This is a genomic window from Pseudomonas sp. GW821-FHT09C09 (assembly GCF_059418105.1).
Map to the genome: position 1 here is coordinate 199,282 of NZ_JBWKPF010000007.1, position 21,008 is coordinate 220,289.

Consider the following 21,008-nt stretch of genomic DNA (forward strand, 5'->3'; position numbering starts at 1 on the left):
CTCTACGCCCCACCCCGCCCTGCGACCTTTAGACCAATGGACGAGAATCGTTGCATATGAACCATCGGCAGATTGCCAGCTACCTATGTATAATGCCGCCCGCTGACCAAAGGGTCACGACGGCTGGCCTCTCTAGCACGAGACTTTCCGCCTGATTGGTCGGGTTGTTACCGCAGTCCGACTGCTTGACGCTCTACTGATGCACCCAACATCACCGCGAAGATTCTCGACATTCGGTTCATGGATGACTTTGAACGAACGCGCTTACCCGGCGCCCCTCGAGTTTCTGCGCACGCTTTAGCAAAGAAGAGAGAGTTAATCCGAATATGCCCACCCGCTCGAAGATCATCTATACCTTCACCGACGAAGCTCCAGCCCTCGCCACCTATTCCCTGCTGCCGATCATCGAGGCTTACACCGCCTCGGCCGATATCGCCGTGGAAACCCGCGATATCTCTCTTGCAGCACGTATTCTGGCCAGCTTCCCCGAGCAACTGGGCGACAAAGCCGTAGCCGACCACCTCGCCGAACTGGGCGACCTGGCCGTTACGCCTGAAGCCAACATCATCAAGCTGCCGAACATCAGCGCCTCGGTTCCGCAACTGCAAGCCGCGATCAAAGAACTGCAAGCCCAGGGCTACAACCTGCCGGACTATCCGGAAACCGTGACCAGCGACGCCGACAAAGACGCCAAGGCGCGTTACGACAAGGTCAAGGGCAGCGCCGTGAACCCGGTTCTGCGTGAAGGCAACTCCGACCGCCGCGCTCCGCTGTCGGTCAAGAACTACGCGCGCAAGCACCCGCACAAAATGGGCGCCTGGGCCAAGGACTCCAAGTCCCACGTCGCTCACATGAGCACCGGCGATTTCTACGGCAGCGAAAAAGCTGCCCTGATCGACGCCGCTGACGCCGTGAAGATCGAGCTGATCGCCAAAGACGGCACCGCTACCGTCCTGAAAGAAAAAACCACCGTTCAGGCGGGCGAGATCCTCGACTGCTCCGTGATGAGCAAAAAGGCCCTGCGCGCGTTCATCGCCGCTGAAATCGACAGCGCCAAGCAACAAGGCGTGCTGCTGTCGGTTCACCTGAAAGCCACCATGATGAAGGTCTCCGACCCGATCATGTTCGGCCAGATCGTTGCCGAGTTCTACAAGGACGCCCTGACCAAGCACGCCGACGTGCTGGCAGAAATCGGCTTCAACCTGAACAACGGCATCGGCGACCTGTACGCCCGCATCAAATCCCTGCCGGCCGAGCAGCAAGCCCAGATCGAAGCTGACGTTCAAGCGGTCTACGCCGTTCGTCCGTCGCTGGCGATGGTCAACTCCGACAAAGGCATCACCAACCTGCACGTGCCAAGCGACGTCATCGTCGACGCCTCGATGCCGGCGATGATCCGTGACTCCGGCAAGATGTGGGGCACCGACGGCCAGCTGCACGACACCAAGGCCGTGATCCCGGATCGTTGCTACGCCACTATCTACCAGGCCGTGATCGAAGATTGCAAAGCCAATGGCGCTTTCGATCCGACCACCATGGGCAGCGTGCCAAATGTTGGCCTGATGGCCAAAAAGGCTGAAGAGTACGGCTCCCACGACAAGACCTTCCAGATCAAGGCCGACGGCGTGGTTCGCGTGACCGACAGCAAAGGCACCCTGCTGATGGAACAGGCTGTCGAAGCCGGCGACATCTTCCGCATGTGCCAGACCAAAGACGCGCCGATCCAGGACTGGGTCAAACTGGCCGTCAACCGTGCTCGCGCAAGCAGCACCCCGGCCATTTTCTGGCTGGACCCGATGCGCGCCCACGACGGCGTGGTGATCGAGAAGGTTCAGGCTTACCTGAAGGATCACGACACCGCCGGCCTGGACATCCAGATCATGGCGCCGGTCGACGCGATGAAGTACACCCTGCAGCGCACCCGCGAAGGCAAGGACACCATTTCGGTGACCGGCAACGTACTGCGCGACTACCTGACCGACCTGTTCCCGATCATGGAACTGGGCACCAGCGCCAAGATGCTGTCGATCGTGCCGCTGATGAACGGCGGTGGCCTGTTCGAAACCGGCGCCGGCGGTTCGGCTCCGAAGCACGTGCAGCAACTGGTCGAAGAGAATTTCCTGCGTTGGGATTCGCTGGGTGAATTCCTGGCCCTGGCCGCTTCTCTCGAGCACCTGGGTGTGAACTACAACAACCCGAAAGCGCTGGTTCTGTCCAAGACCCTGGACCAGGCCACCGGCCAGTTCCTGGACAACAACAAGTCGCCATCGCGCAAAGTCGGCAACATCGACAACCGCGGCAGCCATTTCTACCTGGCCATGTACTGGGCACAAGCCCTGGCTGCCCAGACCGAAGACGCTGCACTGCAGGCGCAGTTCGCAACTTTGGCCAAGACCCTGACCGAGAACGAAGCGACCATCGTCGCCGAGCTCAACGCCGTTCAAGGCAAGCCAGTGGACATCGGCGGTTACTACCACGCCAATGCCGAGCTGATCAGCAAGGCCATGCGCCCGAGCGCAACCCTCAACGCGGCGATTGCTGCGCTGGTATAAGGTTGTAAAGGGAACATCACAAACCCCGGCCATGCGCCGGGGTTTGTGTTTCTGCCTTCCGCCCAGGAGATTCAATCAATGCAATGGCTCCCCCACATCACCGTCGCCACCATCGTCGAGGACAACGGTCGTTTCCTGATGGTCGAGGAACACAAGGCCGGACGTAACGTGCTCAATCAGCCCGCCGGTCATCTGGATCCGGACGAAACCCTGATCGAAGCCGCCGTGCGCGAAACCCTCGAAGAAACCGGCTGGGACGTCGAACCCACCAGCGTGATCGGCATTTATCTGTACACCGCACCGAGCAACGGCGTGACTTACCAGCGTGTGTGCTTCAGCGCCAAAGCCGTGAAACACCACCCGGATTACCAACTGGACGACGGCATCGTCGGCGCCAAGTGGCTGACCCGCGACGAATTATTGGCCCAGCGAGACAACTGGCGCAGCGAGCTGATCATCCGCTGCATCGATGATTATCTGGCCGGCAATCGCTTTGGTCTCGAACTGATCCGCCCTTCCCTTTAGCCTTGAGGCCGTGAGCCTGATAGAATCTCGTCCTTTTTCAAGACACTCATTGAATCCCTATGCGTGATCCAGCCCCTTCTGACACATCCAAGAAGCGCGTCATTGTCGGCATGTCCGGCGGCGTGGACTCTTCCGTTTCCGCTCTCCTGCTGATCGAGCAGGGTTATGAGGTGGAAGGCCTGTTCATGAAGAACTGGGAAGAAGACGACGGAACGGAATACTGCACCGCCATGGACGACCTGGCGGATGCCCAGGCCGTGTGCGACAAGATCGGCATCAAGCTGCACACCGCCAACTTCGCCGCCGAGTACTGGGACAACGTGTTCGAGCATTTCCTGGCCGAATACAAGGCCGGACGCACGCCGAACCCGGACATCCTGTGCAACCGCGAGATCAAGTTCAAGGCGTTCCTCGACTACGCCATGATGCTCGGCGCCGACCTGATCGCCACCGGCCACTACGTGCGCCGCCGCGATATCGATGGCCGTACCGAACTGCTCAAAGGCCTGGATCCGAACAAGGACCAGAGCTACTTCCTGCACGCCGTCGGCGGCGAACAGATCGCCAAGACCCTGTTCCCGGTCGGCGAGCTGGAAAAACCGCAAGTCCGTGCGATTGCCGAGAAATACGAGCTGGCGACCGCCAAGAAGAAGGACTCCACGGGGATCTGCTTCATCGGCGAGCGTCGTTTCAGCGATTTCCTCAAGCAATACCTGCCGGCGCAACCGGGCGAGATCAAGACCACCGAAGGCGAAGTCATCGGCCGTCACCACGGCCTGATGTACCACACCATCGGTCAACGCCAGGGCCTGGGCATCGGCGGCCTGAAAGACGCCGGCGACGAGCCGTGGTACGTGCTGCGCAAGGATCTGGACACCAACGAGCTGATCGTCGGCCAGGGCAACAACCATCCGTGGCTGTTCTCCAGCGCCCTGCTCGCTTCGGAAATCTATTGGGTCAACCCGATCGATCTGAGCCAGCCGCTGCGCCTGACTGCCAAGGTCCGTTATCGCCAGAGCGACCAGGCCTGTACCCTGGAAAAAACCGCGACCGGCTACCGCGCCGTGTTCGACGAGCCGCAACGTGCGGTCACGCCGGGCCAGTCGGTGGTGTTCTATGACGGAGAAATCTGCCTCGGTGGCGGCGTGATCGAAGTCGCCGAGCCGTGGAGCGGCCAGGCATGAGCCCGACCCAGGAGCAATTGACGGCTCTGGGCGGCGTGTTTCTCGCCGCCGTACTGGTCGACCGGATCGCCAAGACCGGCCAGACCAACGAGGCCGGGCTGAGCTGCATGCTCAGCAGCCTGCTGGTTCGCGACCCCAAAGACACGCTGGACGTGTACGGCGGCGACGACATCAACCTGCGCGAGGGTTACCGCGCGCTGATCGGTGCCCTCGAACGCGACCCGAGCACCTTGCAGCGCGAGCCATTGCGCTACGCCTTGTCGATGCTCGGCCTTGAGCGGCAACTGGCCAAGCGCAACGACATGCTCGACGTGATCGGCAAGCGTCTGCCGCAGATCCAGTCGCAGGTCGAACATTTCGGCCCGGCCCACGAAAACGTGATCGCCGCGTGTGGCGCGTTGTATCAGGACACCCTGAGCACGCTGCGCCAACGCATTCAGGTGCACGGCGACATGCGCAACCTGCAGCAGCCGAGCAACGCCTCGAAGATTCGTGCCCTGCTGCTCGCCGGCATTCGTTCGGCACGCCTGTGGCGTCAGCTCGGCGGTCATCGCTGGCAGTTGGTGATCAGTCGTCGCAAGCTGCTCAAAGAGCTGTATCCGTTGATGCGCAGCGAGTAAATCGCCGCGCAATAAAAGCTTTGTAGTCTGTAACGCGTAATACGCCGGTCAGTTGGCGACGGACCGGCGGATTTTTTCATGTATGATACGCGCCCCATTTCGTTGCCCGACTGTCCGAGAACACCCCATGCAGCTCTCTTCGCTCACTGCGGTTTCCCCTGTTGACGGCCGCTACGCCGGCAAAACCCAGGCCCTGCGCCCGATTTTCAGCGAGTACGGCCTGATCCGTGCCCGCGTTCTGGTTGAAGTGCGCTGGCTCCAGCGCCTGGCCGCTCACGCCGGCATCCCGGAAGTGCCAGCCTTCTCCGCCGAAGCCAACGCCGTTCTGAACGAACTGGCCGAAAACTTCTCGCTGGAGCACGCCGAGCGCGTGAAAGAGATCGAGCGCACCACCAACCACGACGTGAAGGCGATCGAGTACCTGCTCAAGGAGCAGGCGGCCAAGCTGCCGGAACTGGCCAAGGTCAGCGAGTTCATCCACTTCGCCTGCACCAGCGAGGACATCAACAACCTGTCCCACGCCCTGATGCTGCGCGAAGGCCGTGACGACGTGATGCTGCCGCTGATGCGCCAGACCGCCAACGCCATCCGCGAACTGGCCCTGCGCTTTGCCGACGTACCGATGCTGTCGCGTACCCACGGTCAGCCGGCTTCCCCGACCACTCTGGGCAAAGAGCTGGCGAACGTGGTTTACCGCCTCGAGCGTCAGATCGCTCAGGTCGCTGCCGTTCCGCTGCTGGGCAAGATCAACGGCGCTGTCGGCAACTACAACGCTCACCTGTCGGCCTACCCGCAGATCGACTGGGAAGCCAACGCCCGCGCCTTCATCGAAGACGAGCTGGGCCTGGCCTTCAACCCGTACACCACGCAGATCGAGCCGCACGACTACATCGCCGAGCTGTTCGACGCCATTGCGCGCTTCAACACCATCCTGATCGACTTCGACCGCGACATCTGGGGCTACATCTCCCTGGGGTACTTCAAGCAGCGCACCATCGCCGGCGAAATCGGTTCGTCGACCATGCCGCACAAGGTCAACCCGATCGACTTCGAAAACTCCGAAGGCAACCTGGGCATCGCCAACGCGCTGTTCCAGCACCTGGCGAGCAAACTGCCGATCTCCCGCTGGCAGCGCGACCTGACCGACTCCACCGTGCTGCGTAACCTCGGCGTCGGCTTCGCTCACAGCGTGATCGCGTACGAAGCCAGCCTCAAAGGCATCAGCAAACTCGAACTGAACGCTGACAAGATTGCTGCCGATCTGGACGCTTGCTGGGAAGTCCTGGCCGAGCCGATCCAGACCGTGATGCGCCGCTACAACATCGAGAACCCGTACGAGAAGCTGAAAGAACTGACCCGCGGCAAGGGCATCAGCCCTGAAGCGCTGCAGACTTTCATCGATGGCCTGGACATGCCGGCCGCGGCGAAAGCCGAGCTCAAGCAACTGACCCCGGCCAACTACATCGGCAACGCTGTAGCGCAAGCCAAACGCATCTGATCGACTGCTTGACCCGTTTGAGACGCCCGGCCGCGCCGGGCGTTTTTATTCCCGTCTGAAAAATGCTTTTTTTCAATAGGTTACATATGAATCCCGATATTCCTCTTCAACTTCTGGGTGGTCTCACGGCGCGCGAGTTCATGCGCGACTACTGGCAGAAAAAGCCACTGCTGATCCGTCAGGCGATTCCCGATTTCGAAAGCCCGATCGACGCCGACGAACTCGCCGGCCTGGCCCTGGAAGAAGAAGTCGAATCGCGCCTGGTGATCGAACATGGCGAGCGCCCATGGGAACTGCGCCGCGGCCCGTTCGCCGAAGACGAATTCAGCAAACTGCCGGAGCGCGAGTGGACCCTGCTGGTGCAGGCGGTCGATCAGTTCGTGCCGGAAGTCAGCGAGCTGCTGGAAAACTTCCGCTTCCTGCCGAGCTGGCGCGTCGATGACGTGATGATCAGCTTCGCCGCCCCGGGTGGCAGCGTTGGCCCGCACTTCGACAACTACGACGTGTTCCTGCTGCAAGGCCACGGCAAGCGCAACTGGAAAATCGGCCAGATGTGCGATTCCGAGAGCCCGCTGCTGCAACATGCAGACCTGCGCATCCTCGCCGAATTCCACGAGACTGAAGAGTGGGTCCTGGAACCGGGCGACATGCTCTACCTGCCGCCGCGCCTGGCTCACTGCGGCGTTGCCGTCGATGACTGCATGACCTACTCGGTCGGCTTCCGCGCACCAAGCGCCGCCGAAGTGCTGACCCACTTCACCGACTTCCTCAGCCAGTTCCTGACTGACGAAGAGCGTTACACCGATGCCGATGCGAAGCCGGTCAGCGATGATCCGCACCAGATCCAGCACGATGCACTCGGCCGCCTGAAGGCACTGCTCGCCGAGCACATGAGCGACGAACGCCTGCTGCTGACCTGGTTCGGCCAGTACATGACCGAGCCGCGTTATCCAGAGCTGGTGGTCGGCCCGGAAGAAGTCGAAGAAGAAGACTTCCTCAGCGCCCTCGAAGACGGCGCCATCCTGATCCGCAACCCGAGTGCACGCCTGGCGTGGTCGGAAGTCGATGACGATCTGCTGCTGTTCGCCAGCGGTCAGAGCCGTTACCTGCCGGGCAAGCTGCGCGAGCTGCTGAAGCTGATCTGCTCGGCTGACGCCCTGCACACCGACAACCTCGGCGACTGGCTGAGCGACGAAGACGGTCGTGGCCTGCTGTGCGAACTGGTCAAACAGGGCAGCCTGGGGTTCGCCGACGATGAATAAGATTCGCGTACGTGTTGCAGACTGGCAAAAGGACAACGCCGAGATCCGCCGCATTCGCGAAACGGTGTTCATTGCCGAACAATCTGTTCCACCCGAGCTTGAGTGGGACGCCGATGATGCCACGGCGGTGCATTTCCTGGCCTTCGAAGGCGACTTTCCGATCGGCACCGCCCGCCTGCTGCCCGACGGGCACATCGGCCGGGTTTCAGTGCTCAAGGACTGGCGCGGACTGAAGGTCGGCGATGCGCTGATGCAAGCGGTCATCGCCGAAGCTGAAGCTCGCGGCCTGAAGCAGCAGATGCTTAGCGCGCAGGTGCAGGCCACGGCGTTCTATGAGCGTCTGGGGTTCAATCTGATCAGCGAGGAATTCCTGGAAGCAGGGATTCCGCATGTCGACATGGTTCGTCATTCGGCATAACGCTAGATGAGCACCACAAAACGCCCCGCCATTGACCGATGCCGGGGCGTTTTGCTGTCTAGGATTCAACTTGCCCCACCCCGGGCCGACAAACTGGCAATATCAAGCCTTTCGAAAGCGGAGATAACGGACATGTCCCTACGCACCCTGCTCACCACCCTGCTGCTCGGTTGCAGTTTTTCGGTGATGGCAGCCACAGAAATCGTGCCCCTCAAGTACCACACCAGCGCCGACATGCTGCCGGTGGCCCAGGACTTCATCGGCAAGGACGGCCAGGTCAGCGCCTATGGCAATCAACTGATCGTCAAGGCCGAGCCGGACAAGATCCAGGAATTGAAAGCCCTGCTCACCCAGCTCGATACCGCCCCCAAACGCCTGCTGATCACCGTCGACACCAACGAAAACAACCAGCAGAACACCGGCGACCAGCAAACCAGAATCATCAACTACAGCACCGCCAGCCGTGACGGCGGCATTCAGCAGATTCAGGCCAGTGAAGGTGCGCCCGCCCTGATCCAGGTCGGCCAGAGCGTGCCGATCACCAGCAGCCAGACCAACTCCTACGGCGATTACAGCAGCCAGACCCAATATCGCAACGTCACCCAGGGCTTCTATGTCACCGCCAGCGTCACCGGTGACACCGTTCACCTGGCAATCAGTACAAACCGTGACCGCATGAGCCAGGAACGTCCCGATGTAGTGAACGTGCAAAGCACCGACACAACTGTCACAGGCCGCCTGGGCGAGTGGATCACCCTCGCCGGCGTGAACCGCGAGACTCAGGCCGACAAACAGGGCCTGGCCCGCAGCTACTCGACTCAAGGCCGGGATGACATGACGTTGCGGGTGAAAGTCGACACGCTGGACTAAAGCACCAAAAACTGACTGATTAGTCGTATTAGACGAAAGATGTAGTGCTTTAAAAAAAGCACTACAAAACGTTTGACGAGCCAAAAAAGCGAAGGCATGATGGCCTCGCTCCCGCTAATCAGAGGCCCTGGCAAGGGCCTTCGAAGCGATGCTCGCACCCATCCCCGCGAGCCGTTTCGTGTCTGTACCGCCCACAAGGTGTGTTTGACGAGGTTGCCGACTGGAACGAAGTTGTCCCGAGGGACGGAAGCGTAATTAGGTAACCCGGCTTTACACTGTAGTTCGCACAAAGGCCCACGACGCCCTAATGCGCCCGCCAGTTCGCCTTTACCTGCTCACTTCCCCTCGAGCCCATCGTTCATCCCGTCGCCTGCCCCGCCGAACCCGACCTGACCACCTAAGCTTCTGGTCAGCGAGCGCAAGGAATTTTCCACCGCAGAACAACTTTTCATAAAGACGCGACGAGGTTTATCTCCATGGCACTGACACGCGAACAGCAAATTGCAGCCCTTGAAAAAGACTGGGCTGAAAACCCGCGCTGGAAAGGCGTGACTCGCAATTACTCCGCTGCTGACGTCGTCCGTCTGCGTGGCTCGGTTCAACCAGAGCACACTTTTGCGAAAATGGGCGCCGAGAAGCTGTGGAACCTGGTCACCCAGGGTGCCAAGCCGTCCTTCCGCCCAGAGAAAGATTTCGTCAACTGCATGGGCGCCCTGACCGGCGGCCAGGCTGTGCAGCAGGTCAAAGCCGGTATCCAGGCGATCTACCTGTCGGGCTGGCAAGTCGCTGCGGACAACAACTCCGCCGAATCGATGTACCCGGACCAGTCGCTGTACCCGGTGGACTCGGTTCCAACCGTGGTCAAGCGTATCAACAACTCGTTCCGTCGTGCCGACCAGATCCAGTGGAAAGCCGGCAAGAACCCGGGCGACGAAGGCTACATCGACTACTTCGCGCCAATCGTGGCTGATGCCGAAGCCGGTTTCGGCGGCGTACTGAACGCCTACGAGCTGATGAAGAGCATGATCGAAGCAGGCGCCGCCGGCGTTCACTTCGAAGACCAGCTGGCTTCCGTGAAGAAATGCGGCCACATGGGCGGCAAGGTTCTGGTGCCAACCCAGGAAGCCGTACAGAAGCTGACCGCTGCTCGTCTGGCTGCCGACGTTGCCGGTGTACCGACCATCATCCTGGCCCGTACCGACGCCAACGCTGCCGACCTGCTGACTTCCGACTGCGACCCGTACGACCAGCCGTTCGTAACCGGCACCCGCACTCAGGAAGGTTTCTACAAGGTGCGTGCCGGTCTGGACCAGGCAATCGCCCGTGGCCTGGCCTACGCGCCGTACGCTGACCTGATCTGGTGCGAAACCGCCAAACCGGACCTGGAAGAAGCCCGTCGCTTCGCCGAAGCGATCAAGAAGGAATACCCGGACCAGATCCTGTCGTACAACTGCTCGCCTTCCTTCAACTGGAAGAAAAACCTGGACGACGCGACCATCGCCAAGTTCCAGCGCGAACTGTCCGCCATGGGTTACAAGCACCAGTTCATCACCCTGGCCGGCATTCACAACATGTGGCACAGCATGTTCAACCTGGCGCACGACTACGCCCGCAACGACATGACTGCCTACGTGAAGCTGCAGGAGCAGGAATTCGCTGACGCCGCCAAGGGTTACACCTTCGTGGCTCACCAGCAGGAAGTGGGCACCGGCTACTTCGACGACATGACCACCGTGATCCAGGGCGGCACGTCCTCGGTGACCGCGCTGACCGGTTCGACCGAAGAAGAACAGTTCCACTGATCGACTTCGCCTGAGCAAACGGCCTTTGCGGACCGTATAGAAAGCTAACCGCATTGCCGAAAGACTGACGCCCCGACTGGTTCGGGGCGTTTTTTTGCCTGCGACCTGCTGAACGCCGCAGAGCTGGCACAGCCTTTCAGGCGAAACATTGATCCAGAGCGGTATTCGCACGACAAAAATCGGGTAAAACGGGCGCCGCCGCTACTTGCAGTAACGCGGATATAAGACAACTTCCCAACTGCCCACTCGCTGAACAGTTACAAAACCGCCTCAAACGATATTAATTATCATTTAGCAGCAACTATGTTCGTTACATTTCCTACAAAACATAATTCGTGAAATCCCGGCTAATGCCCGCAACGCTTGGGCTACAGGGCCATAGAGGTGCGCTATGTCCTTATTCCAATAAATAATTTCGCTATAGGAATTTTACTTGCAGGGTGTTTAGCCATAAAATCAGCGCGATTGATTGCTGCGACATATCGTCACTGCCTTATTTCTTTATCAAGCTCAGAGACCTTTGCTCTCTGTTAAGGATTTCCAGCATGCCCGAAGCGACAGGACTCATGGCCCACAACTGGGGCTTTGCCATTTTCCTTCTGGGTGTAGTCGGCCTGTGTGCCTTCATGCTCGGCGTCTCCAGCCTCCTCGGGTCAAAAGCCTGGGGCCGCAGCAAAAACGAACCGTTCGAGTCCGGCATGCTACCTACCGGTGGCGCCCGCTTGCGGCTCTCAGCCAAATTCTATCTGGTCGCGATGCTGTTCGTGATCTTCGATATCGAAGCCCTCTTTCTCTTTGCATGGTCTGTGTCCGTCCGCGAAAGCGGCTGGACCGGATTCGTCGAAGCTCTCGTTTTCATAGCAATTCTGTTGGCAGGTCTTGTCTACCTGTTCCGAGTGGGCGCCCTTGACTGGGCTCCGGAAGCTCGTCGCAAGCGGCAGGCGAAGCTGAAACAATGAGGCTTTGGCAATGCAATACAATCTCACCAGAATCGACCCCGATGCTCCTAACGAGCAGTATCCGATCGGCCAGCGGGAAACCGTTTCCGATCCGTTAGAAGATCAAGTCCACAAAAACATTTTCATGGGCAAGCTGGAAGACGTGCTGAGTGGCGCGGTCAACTGGGGACGTAAGAACTCCCTGTGGCCGTACAACTTCGGTCTTTCGTGCTGCTATGTGGAAATGACCACCGCCTTCACGGCGCCCCACGACATCGCGCGCTTCGGCGCCGAAGTTATCCGGGCATCACCGCGTCAGGCTGACTTCATGGTTATCGCCGGGACCTGCTTCATCAAGATGGCGCCGATCATTCAGCGTCTCTACGAGCAGATGCTCGAGCCGAAATGGGTTATCTCCATGGGTTCGTGCGCCAACTCCGGTGGCATGTACGACATCTACTCCGTGGTTCAAGGGGTGGACAAGTTCCTGCCCGTGGACGTCTACGTACCTGGCTGCCCGCCCCGTCCAGAAGCATTTCTGCAAGGCTTGATGCTGTTGCAGGAATCCATTGGCCAGGAGCGTCGCCCACTTTCCTGGGTCGTTGGCGATCAAGGCGTTTATCGCGCCGACATGCCTTCGCAGAAGGAACAGCGCCGCGAACAGCGAATCGCAGTCACCAATCTGCGTAGCCCTGACGAAGTCTGATCCAGATCTGTTTCAAAGAAACGAGAAGCTGGCTTCATTCTTTACGTTGACCGAAAGCGAAAAAATAACCATGACTACAGGCAGTGCTCTGTACATCCCGCCTTACAAGGCAGACGACCAGGATGTGGTCGTCGAACTGAACAACCGTTTTGGCGCCGAAGCGTTCACCGCTCAGCCGACCCGCACCGGCATGCCGGTGCTGTGGGTGGCCCGCGCCAAACTCGTTGAAGTCCTGACTTTCCTGCGCAACCTGCCCAAGCCGTACGTCATGCTCTATGACCTGCACGGCGTGGACGAGCGTCTGCGCACCAAGCGTCAAGGGCTGCCATCGGGCGCCGACTTCACCGTGTTCTATCACCTCATGTCGCTGGAACGTAATAGTGACGTGATGATCAAGGTCGCCTTGTCCGAGAGCGACCTCAGCTTGCCGACCGTCACCAGCATCTGGCCGAACGCCAACTGGTACGAGCGTGAAGTCTGGGACATGTACGGCATCGACTTCAAAGGTCACCCTCACCTGTCGCGCATCATGATGCCGCCGACCTGGGAAGGTCACCCGCTGCGCAAGGACTTCCCGGCGCGCGCCACCGAATTCGATCCGTTCAGCCTGAACCTGGCCAAGCAACAGCTCGAGGAAGAAGCCGCACGCTTCCGTCCTGAAGACTGGGGCATGAAGCGCTCCGGCCCGAACGAGGACTACATGTTCCTCAACCTGGGTCCGAACCACCCTTCGGCTCACGGTGCGTTCCGTATCATCCTGCAACTGGACGGTGAAGAGATCGTCGACTGCGTTCCGGACATCGGCTACCACCACCGTGGCGCCGAGAAGATGGCCGAGCGTCAGTCCTGGCACAGCTTCATTCCGTACACCGACCGTATCGACTACCTCGGCGGCGTGATGAACAACCTGCCGTACGTGCTCTCGGTCGAGAAGCTGGCCGGCATCAAGGTGCCGGAGAAGGTCGACGTCATCCGTATCATGATGGCCGAGTTCTTCCGGATCACCAGCCACCTGCTGTTCCTGGGTACCTACATTCAGGACGTTGGCGCCATGACTCCGGTGTTCTTCACCTTCACCGACCGCCAGAAGGCGTACACGGTGATCGAAGCCATCACCGGTTTCCGTCTGCACCCGGCCTGGTACCGCATCGGTGGCGTCGCCCACGACCTGCCGCGCGGCTGGGAAAAACTGGTGAAAGACTTCGTTGAGTGGCTGCCAAAGCGCCTCGACGAATACACCAAGGCCGCCCTGCAGAACAGCATCCTCAAGGGTCGTACCATCGGCGTTGCCCAGTACAACACCAAAGAGGCCCTGGAATGGGGCGTCACCGGTGCCGGCTTGCGTTCCACCGGTTGCGACTTCGACCTGCGTAAAGCGCGTCCGTACTCCGGCTACGAGAACTTCGAGTTCGAAGTTCCGCTGGCCGCCAACGGCGATGCCTACGACCGCTGCATGGTTCGCGTCGAAGAGATGCGCCAGAGCGTCAAGATCATCGACCAGTGCCTGCGCAACATGCCGGAAGGCCCGTACAAGGCGGATCACCCGCTGACCACGCCGCCGCCGAAAGAGCGCACGCTGCAGCACATCGAAACCCTGATCACGCACTTCCTGCAGGTTTCGTGGGGCCCGGTCATGCCGGCCAACGAATCCTTCCAGATGATCGAAGCGACCAAGGGCATCAACAGTTATTACCTGACGAGCGACGGCGGCACCATGAGCTACCGTACCCGGATCCGCACTCCGAGCTTCCCGCATCTGCAACAGATCCCTTCGGTGATCAAAGGCAGCATGGTCGCGGACCTGATTGCGTACCTGGGTAGTATCGACTTCGTTATGGCCGACGTGGACCGCTAAGCATGAACAGCACGCTTATCCAGACAGACCGTTTCACCCTGAGTGAAACCGAGCGCTCGGCCATCGAGCACGAGCTGCATCACTACGAAGACCCGCGCGCGGCGTCGATCGAAGCCCTGAAGATCGTTCAGAAGGAACGCGGCTGGGTGCCGGACGGCGCTCTGTACGCCATCGGCGAGATCCTCGGCATCCCTGCCAGCGACGTTGAAGGCGTGGCCACGTTCTACAGCCAGATCTTCCGTCAGCCGGTCGGCCGCCACATCATTCGCGTCTGCGACAGCATGGTCTGCTACATCGGCGGCCACGAGTCGGTGGTCAGCGAAATCCAGAACAACCTGGGTATCGGCCTGGGTCAGACCACCGCCGACGGTCGTTTCACCCTGCTGCCGGTCTGCTGCCTCGGCAACTGCGACAAGGCACCGGCGCTGATGATCGATGACGACACCTTTGGCGATGTCCAGCCTGCCGGCGTCGCCAAACTGCTCGAGGGCTACGTATGACCCTGACCTCTTTCGGTCCTGCCAACCGCATCCAGCGTTCGGCCGAGACTCACCCGCTGACCTGGCGCCTGCGTGACGACGGCGAAGCCGTGTGGCTCGACGAGTACCAGGCCAAGAACGGTTACGCCGCTGCGCGCAAGGCCTTCGCTGACATGGATCAGGACGCCATCGTCCAGACCGTGAAAGACGCCGGCCTCAAGGGTCGCGGCGGTGCAGGCTTCCCCACTGGCGTGAAGTGGGGCCTGATGCCAAAAGACGAATCCATCAACATCCGCTACCTGCTGTGCAACGCGGATGAAATGGAGCCGAACACCTGGAAAGACCGCATGCTGATGGAGCAACTGCCCCATCTGCTGATCGAAGGCATGCTGATCAGTGCTCGCGCGCTGAAAACCTACCGTGGCTACATCTTCCTGCGTGGCGAGTACACCACCGCCGCCAAGCACCTGAACCGTGCCGTGGAAGAAGCCAAGGCAGCGGGCCTGCTGGGCAAAAACATCCTGGGCAGCGGCTTCGATTTCGAGCTGTTCGTCCACACCGGTGCCGGGCGTTACATCTGCGGTGAAGAAACCGCACTGATCAACTCCCTCGAAGGCCGCCGCGCCAACCCGCGCTCCAAGCCGCCCTTCCCTGCCGCCGTTGGCGTGTGGGGCAAGCCGACCTGCGTGAACAACGTTGAAACCCTGTGCAACGTGCCGGCGATCATTGCCGACGGCGTGGACTGGTACAAATCGTTGGCCCGCGACGGCAGCGAAGACATGGGCACCAAGCTCATGGGCTTCTCCGGCAAGGTCAAGAACCCGGGCCTGTGGGAACTGCCATTCGGCGTGACCGGTCGCGAGCTGTTCGAAGACTACGCCGGCGGCATGCGCGACGGTTACAAGCTCAAGGCCTGGCAGCCAGGCGGCGCCGGTACCGGTTTCCTGTTGCCGGAACACCTCGACGCACAAATGTACGCCGGCGGCATCGCCAAAGTGGGCACCCGTATGGGTACCGGCCTGGCCATGGCGGTGGACGACAGCGTCAACATGGTGTCCCTGCTGCGCAACATGGAGCAGTTCTTCGCTCGCGAATCCTGCGGTTTCTGCACCCCTTGCCGTGATGGCCTGCCATGGAGCGTCAAGCTGCTGATGGCCATCGAACAAGGCCGCGGCCAGCCAGGCGACATCGAGACCCTGCTGGGTCTGGTCAACTTCCTCGGCCCGGGCAAGACCTTCTGTGCTCACGCACCGGGTGCCGTGGAGCCGTTGGGCAGTGCCATCAAATACTTCCGTCCAGAGTTCGAAGCCGGTATCGCGCCTGCAAGCGCCGCCGTCCCGCCTCTGGCGAAGCCGATCACAGTCGGCGCGTAAACGCTTAAAAAAGGCGAAGGGTCCGTGCCCTTCGCCTTTCGTCCGATGACGCCTTTCGGGGCTGACTGGATTCGGACGGATAACAAGATTCCATTAGCCACGCCCGCTGACACCGGGCCAACGAAGACCTTTGAACCATGGCCACTATCCACGTAGACGGCAAAGCGCTCGAAGTCGACGGGGCAGACAACCTGTTACAGGCATGTCTGTCGCTGGGCCTCGACATCCCTTATTTCTGCTGGCACCCCGCGCTTGGTAGCGTCGGGGCCTGCCGCCAGTGCGCGGTCAAGCAGTACACCGACGAGAACGACACCCGTGGTCGCATCGTCATGTCCTGCATGACCCCGGCCACCGACAACACCTGGATCTCCATCGACGATGAAGAATCCAAGGCGTTCCGCGCCAGTGTCGTCGAATGGCTGATGACCAACCACCCGCACGACTGCCCGGTCTGCGAGGAAGGCGGTCACTGCCACCTGCAAGACATGACTGTGATGACCGGCCACAACGAGCGCCGTTATCGCTTCACCAAACGCACCCACCAGAATCAGCAACTGGGCCCGTTCATTTCCCACGAAATGAACCGCTGCATCGCTTGCTACCGCTGCGTGCGTTTCTACAAGGACTACGCCGGCGGCACCGACCTCGGTGTGTACGGCGCCCACGACAACGTGTACTTCGGTCGCGTTGAAGACGGCACCCTCGAAAGCGAGTTCTCCGGCAACCTCACCGAGGTCTGCCCGACCGGTGTGTTCACCGACAAGACTCACTCCGAGCGCTACAACCGCAAATGGGATATGCAGTTCTCGCCGAGCATCTGCCATGGCTGCTCGAGCGGTTGCAACATCTCCCCGGGCGAGCGTTACGGCGAACTGCGTCGCATCGAAAACCGTTACAACGGTTCGGTGAACCAGTACTTCCTGTGCGACCGTGGCCGTTTCGGTTATGGCTACGTCAACCGCACCGACCGTCCACGTCAGCCATTGCTGGCCGACGGCACCAAACTAAGCCTGGACGACGCGCTGGACAAAGCCGCCGACCTGCTGCGCGGTCGCAACATCGTCGGTATCGGTTCGCCGCGTGCCAGCCTCGAAAGCAACTACGCGTTGCGTGAACTGGTAGGCGCCGAGCACTTCTACTCCGGTATCGAAGCCTCCGAACTGGAACGCATCCGTCTGGTCCTGCAAGTGCTGAAAGATAGCCCGCTGCCAGTGCCGAACATGCGCGACATCGAAGACCACGACGCCGTGTTCGTCCTCGGTGAAGACCTGACCCAGACCGCCGCCCGCATGGCCCTGGCCCTGCGTCAGTCGGTAAAAGGCAAGGCCGAGGACATGGCCGAAGCCATGCGCGTTCAGCCTTGGCTCGACGCCGCGGTGAAGAACATCGGTCAGCACGAGCTGAACCCGCTGTTCATCGCCAGCCTGGCTGAAACCAAGCTCGACGACATCGCCGAAGAGTGTGTACACGCCGCTCCTGACGATCTGGCCCGCATCGGTTTCGCCGTGGCTCACGCCCTGGACGCCAGCGCCCCTGCCGTCGAAGGTCTGGACGCCGAAGCCCTGGAACTGGCCAAGCGCATCGCCGACGCCCTGCTCGCCGCCAAGCGTCCGCTGATCATCGCCGGCACTTCGCTGGGCTCCAAAGCCCTGATCGAAGCAGCTGCGAACATCGCCAAGGCCTTGAAGCTGCGCGAGAAGAACGGTTCGATCAGCCTGATCGTGCCGGAAGCCAACAGCCTCGGCCTGGCCATGCTCGGTGGCGAATCGGTTGATGCCGCGCTGCAAGCCGTGATCGACGGCAAGGCCGACGCCATCGTCGTACTGGAAAACGATCTGTACACCCGCACCTCGAAAGCCAAGGTCGATGCGGCACTGAACGCTGCGAAAACAGTGATCGTTGCCGACCACCAGAAGACTGCCACCAGCGATCGCGCGCATCTGGTTCTGCCAGCCGCCAGCTTCGCTGAAGGCGACGGTACGCTGGTCAGCCAGGAAGGCCGCGCCCAGCGCTTCTTCCAGGTTTTCGACCCGCAATACATGGACGCGAGCATTCTGGTCCACGAAGGCTGGCGCTGGCTGCACGCCCTGCGCGCCACCCTGCTGAACCAGCCGATCGACTGGACGCAACTCGACCACGTGACCGCTGCCGTTGCTTCGAGCACCACGCAACTGGCCCGTATCGTCGACGCCGCGCCGTCCGCCTCGTTCCGCATCAAGGGTCTGAAACTGGCTCGCGAGCCGCTGCGTTATTCCGGTCGCACCGCAATGCGTGCCGACATCAGCGTTCACGAACCGCGCACCCCGCAAGACAAGGACACCGCGTTCGCCTTCTCGATGGAAGGTTACTCGGGCTCCGCCGAACCGCGTCAGCAAGTACCGTTCGCCTGGTCGCCGGGCTGGAACTCGCCGCAAGCCTGGAACAAGTTCCAGGACGAAGTCGGTGGTCACCTGCGCGCTGGCGATCCGGGCACTCGTCTGATCGAAAGCACCGGTGATTCGCTGACCTGGTTCGCTGCTGCGCCACGTGCGTTCAACCCGGCGCCGGGCACCTGGCAAGCCGTGCCGTTCTTCCACCTGTTCGGCAGCGAAGAGAACTCTTCGAAAGCCGCTCCGGTTCAGGAACGCATCCCGGCGGCCTACGTCGCTCTGGCCAAGTCCGAAGCCGATCGCCTGGGCGTCAACGACGGCGCACTGCTGAGCCTCAACGTTGCCGGCCAGACCCTGCGTCTGCCGCTGCGCATCAATGAAGAGCTGGGCGCAGGTCTGGTGGCATTGCCTGCGGGCATCGCCGGCATTCCACCGGCATTCGCCGGCGTATCCGTTGATGGTCTGCAGGAGGCAGCGCAATGACCTGGTTCACCCCTGAAGTGATCGATGTGATCCTGACGGTCATCAAAGCCATCGTGATCCTGCTGGCCGTTGTGGTCGCAGGCGCGTTGCTCAGCTTTGTCGAGCGTCGCCTGCTGGGCTGGTGGCAGGACCGTTACGGTCCGAACCGCGTCGGTCCGTTCGGCATGTTCCAGATCGCTGCCGACATGCTGAAGATGTTCTTCAAGGAAGACTGGACCCCGCCGTTTGCCGACAAGGTGATCTTCACCCTGGCACCGGTCGTGGCCATGTCCGCCCTGCTGATCGCGTTCGCGATCATCCCGATCACCCCGACCTGGGGCGTGGCGGATCTGAACATCGGCCTGCTGTTCTTCTTCGCCATGGCGGGTCTGTCGGTCTACGCGGTGCTGTTCGCCGGCTGGTCGAGTAACAACAAGTTCGCCCTGCTGGGCAGCTTGCGTGCCTCGGCGCAGACCGTGTCCTACGAAGTGTTCATGGGCCTGGCCCTGATGGGCATCGTGGTGCAGGTCGGCTCGTTCAACATGCGCGACATCGTCGAGTACCAGGCGCAGAACCTGTGGTTCATCATTCCGCAGTTCTTCGGCTTCTGTACCTTCTTCATCGCTGGCGTGGCCGTGACTCACCGTCACCCGTTCGACCAGCCGGAAGCGGAACAGGAACTGGCCGACGGTTACCACATTGAATACGCCGGTATGAAATGGGGCATGTTCTTCGTCGGTGAATACATCGGCATCATCCTGATCTCGGCGCTGCTGGTCACCCTGTTCTTCGGTGGCTGGCACGGTCCGTTCGGCATCCTGCCGCAACTGTCCTTCGTCTGGTTCGCATTGAAGACCGCGTTCTTCATCATGCTGTTCATCCTGCTGCGCGCTTCCATCCCGCGTCCGCGTTATGACCAGGTGATGGATTTCAGCTGGAAATTCTGCCTGCCACTGACCCTGATCAATTTGCTGGTGACCGCTGCAATCGTGTTGTGGAACACGCCTGCGGTTGCGGTTCAGTGAGGATTTGACCCATGTTCAAATATATTGGCGACATCGTTAAGGGTACCGGTACCCAGTTGCGCAGCCTGGTCATGGTCTTCGGCCATGGCTTTCGCAAGCGCGACACCCTGCAATACCCGGAAGAGCCGGTCTACCTGCCACCACGCTACCGTGGCCGCATCGTCCTGACCCGCGACCCCGACGGCGAAGAACGCTGCGTAGCCTGCAACCTGTGCGCCGTGGCCTGCCCGGTGGGTTGCATCTCGCTGCAGAAAGCTGAAACCGAAGACGGTCGCTGGTACCCGGACTTCTTCCGTATCAACTTCTCGCGCTGCATTTTCTGCGGTCTCTGCGAGGAAGCCTGCCCGACCACCGCGATCCAGCTGACGCCGGATTTCGAGATGGCCGAGTTCAAACGTCAGGACCTGGTGTACGAGAAAGAAGATCTGCTGATCTCCGGCCCCGGCAAAAACCCTGATTACAACTTCTATCGTGTTGCAGGTATGGCCGTTGCGGGCAAGCCGAAAGGCGCCGCACAAAACGAAGCCGAGCCGATCAACGTGAAGAGCTTGCTGCCTTAAGGAAGAACGATGGAATTCGCTTTCTATTTCGCATCGGGTATCGCTGTTGTGTCCACACTGCGTGTGGTCACCAACACCAATCCTGTGCACGCCCTGCTCTACCTGATCATTTCGCTGATCTCCGTGGCCATGACCTTCTTCGCCCTCGGCGCACCGTTCGCCGGTGTGCTGGAAGTGATCGCCTACGCCGGCGCCATCATGGTGCTGTTCGTGTTCGTGGTGATGATGCTGAACCTGGGCCCGGCCTCGGTTCAGCAGGAACGCACCTGGCTCAAGCCCGGCATCTGGGCAGGACCGGTGATTCTCGCCGCCCTGCTGCTGGCCGAACTGCTGTATGTGCTGTTCGCTCACCAGAGCGGTCAGGCCATCGGTCAAACCACCGTGGACGCGAAGGCCGTGGGCATCAGCCTGTTCGGTCCGTACCTGCTGGTGGTCGAACTCGCCTCGATGCTGCTGCTCGCTGCAGCCGTCACGGCGTTCCATTTGGGCCGTAACGAGGCGAAGGAGTAA

The 21,008-nt window shown here is 60.6% G+C and carries 18 protein-coding genes; all 18 read left to right on the plus strand.

The genetic code is table 11. From position 1 onward, the window contains the following. Window positions 1–326: 326 nt before the first annotated feature. The 18 genes from AC07NR_RS22185 (at window position 327) to nuoJ (ending at window position 21,008) form a co-directional block, all read left to right on the plus strand. A complete protein-coding gene (locus AC07NR_RS22185) occupies window positions 327–2,552 on the plus strand; it encodes an NADP-dependent isocitrate dehydrogenase (RefSeq protein WP_114884013.1) in 2,226 nt (741 codons plus the stop codon). Window positions 2,553–2,630: 78 nt separating this feature from the next. Then, a complete protein-coding gene (locus tag AC07NR_RS22190) occupies window positions 2,631–3,077 on the plus strand; it encodes an NUDIX hydrolase (protein WP_103386160.1) in 447 nt (148 codons plus the stop codon). Window positions 3,078–3,136: 59 nt separating this feature from the next. Then, on the plus strand, window positions 3,137–4,261 hold the full coding sequence (mnmA, locus tag AC07NR_RS22195) for a tRNA 2-thiouridine(34) synthase MnmA (protein WP_495079477.1): 1,125 nt from the start codon (window positions 3,137–3,139) through the stop codon (window positions 4,259–4,261). Then, window positions 4,258–4,881: a high frequency lysogenization protein HflD gene (hflD, locus tag AC07NR_RS22200; RefSeq protein WP_495079478.1), complete on the plus strand. Its 624-nt coding sequence runs from the start codon at window positions 4,258–4,260 to the stop codon at window positions 4,879–4,881. The genes mnmA and hflD overlap by 4 nt, the downstream gene beginning before the upstream one ends. Before the next feature lie 127 nt (window positions 4,882–5,008). Next, on the plus strand, window positions 5,009–6,379 hold the full coding sequence (gene purB / locus AC07NR_RS22205; protein ID WP_085712387.1) for an adenylosuccinate lyase: 1,371 nt from the start codon (window positions 5,009–5,011) through the stop codon (window positions 6,377–6,379). Window positions 6,380–6,465: 86 nt separating this feature from the next. Next, a complete protein-coding gene (locus AC07NR_RS22210) occupies window positions 6,466–7,641 on the plus strand; it encodes a ribosomal protein uL16 3-hydroxylase (protein ID WP_114884016.1) in 1,176 nt (391 codons plus the stop codon). Beyond that, complete coding sequence (locus AC07NR_RS22215) at window positions 7,634–8,059, plus strand: GNAT family N-acetyltransferase (protein ID WP_423203817.1); 426 nt, start codon at window positions 7,634–7,636, stop codon at window positions 8,057–8,059. The genes AC07NR_RS22210 and AC07NR_RS22215 overlap by 8 nt, the downstream gene beginning before the upstream one ends. 132 nt (window positions 8,060–8,191) lie before the next feature. After that, window positions 8,192–8,929: a secretin N-terminal domain-containing protein gene (locus AC07NR_RS22220; RefSeq protein WP_248741018.1), complete on the plus strand. Its 738-nt coding sequence runs from the start codon at window positions 8,192–8,194 to the stop codon at window positions 8,927–8,929. Window positions 8,930–9,405: 476 nt separating this feature from the next. After that, window positions 9,406–10,731 (plus strand): isocitrate lyase, encoded by a 1,326-nt coding sequence (gene aceA, locus AC07NR_RS22225; RefSeq protein WP_039767419.1) that lies wholly within the window; start codon window positions 9,406–9,408, stop codon window positions 10,729–10,731. A gap of 545 nt (window positions 10,732–11,276) precedes the next feature. Further along, window positions 11,277–11,690, plus strand: coding sequence for an NADH-quinone oxidoreductase subunit A (locus tag AC07NR_RS22230; protein ID WP_003223812.1), 414 nt, complete (start codon window positions 11,277–11,279; stop codon window positions 11,688–11,690). A 10-nt stretch (window positions 11,691–11,700) separates the two neighbouring features. After that, on the plus strand, window positions 11,701–12,375 hold the full coding sequence (locus AC07NR_RS22235) for a NuoB/complex I 20 kDa subunit family protein (RefSeq protein WP_007951456.1): 675 nt from the start codon (window positions 11,701–11,703) through the stop codon (window positions 12,373–12,375). A 70-nt stretch (window positions 12,376–12,445) separates the two neighbouring features. Further along, a complete protein-coding gene (gene nuoC, locus AC07NR_RS22240) occupies window positions 12,446–14,230 on the plus strand; it encodes an NADH-quinone oxidoreductase subunit C/D (protein ID WP_085745981.1) in 1,785 nt (594 codons plus the stop codon). A gap of 2 nt (window positions 14,231–14,232) precedes the next feature. Beyond that, window positions 14,233–14,730 carry an NADH-quinone oxidoreductase subunit NuoE gene (gene nuoE / locus AC07NR_RS22245; RefSeq protein ID WP_003223804.1) on the plus strand — a complete coding sequence of 166 codons (498 nt, stop codon included), beginning with the start codon at window positions 14,233–14,235 and terminating at the stop codon, window positions 14,728–14,730. After that, on the plus strand, window positions 14,727–16,082 hold the full coding sequence (nuoF, locus tag AC07NR_RS22250) for an NADH-quinone oxidoreductase subunit NuoF (protein ID WP_064597744.1): 1,356 nt from the start codon (window positions 14,727–14,729) through the stop codon (window positions 16,080–16,082). Before nuoE ends, nuoF begins: the two co-directional genes overlap by 4 nt. A 137-nt stretch (window positions 16,083–16,219) precedes the next feature. Next, window positions 16,220–18,934: an NADH-quinone oxidoreductase subunit NuoG gene (gene nuoG / locus AC07NR_RS22255; RefSeq protein WP_495079479.1), complete on the plus strand. Its 2,715-nt coding sequence runs from the start codon at window positions 16,220–16,222 to the stop codon at window positions 18,932–18,934. Then, window positions 18,931–19,938, plus strand: coding sequence for an NADH-quinone oxidoreductase subunit NuoH (gene nuoH, locus AC07NR_RS22260; protein ID WP_007951460.1), 1,008 nt, complete (start codon window positions 18,931–18,933; stop codon window positions 19,936–19,938). Before nuoG ends, nuoH begins: the two co-directional genes overlap by 4 nt. An 11-nt stretch (window positions 19,939–19,949) precedes the next feature. Next, the gene (gene nuoI, locus AC07NR_RS22265; RefSeq protein WP_007951461.1) at window positions 19,950–20,498 is read left to right on the plus strand and encodes an NADH-quinone oxidoreductase subunit NuoI; all 549 of its coding nucleotides are present in this window, start codon (window positions 19,950–19,952) and stop codon (window positions 20,496–20,498) included. Between the two features lie 9 nt (window positions 20,499–20,507). Further along, on the plus strand, window positions 20,508–21,008 hold the full coding sequence (gene nuoJ, locus AC07NR_RS22270; RefSeq protein WP_085690004.1) for an NADH-quinone oxidoreductase subunit J: 501 nt from the start codon (window positions 20,508–20,510) through the stop codon (window positions 21,006–21,008).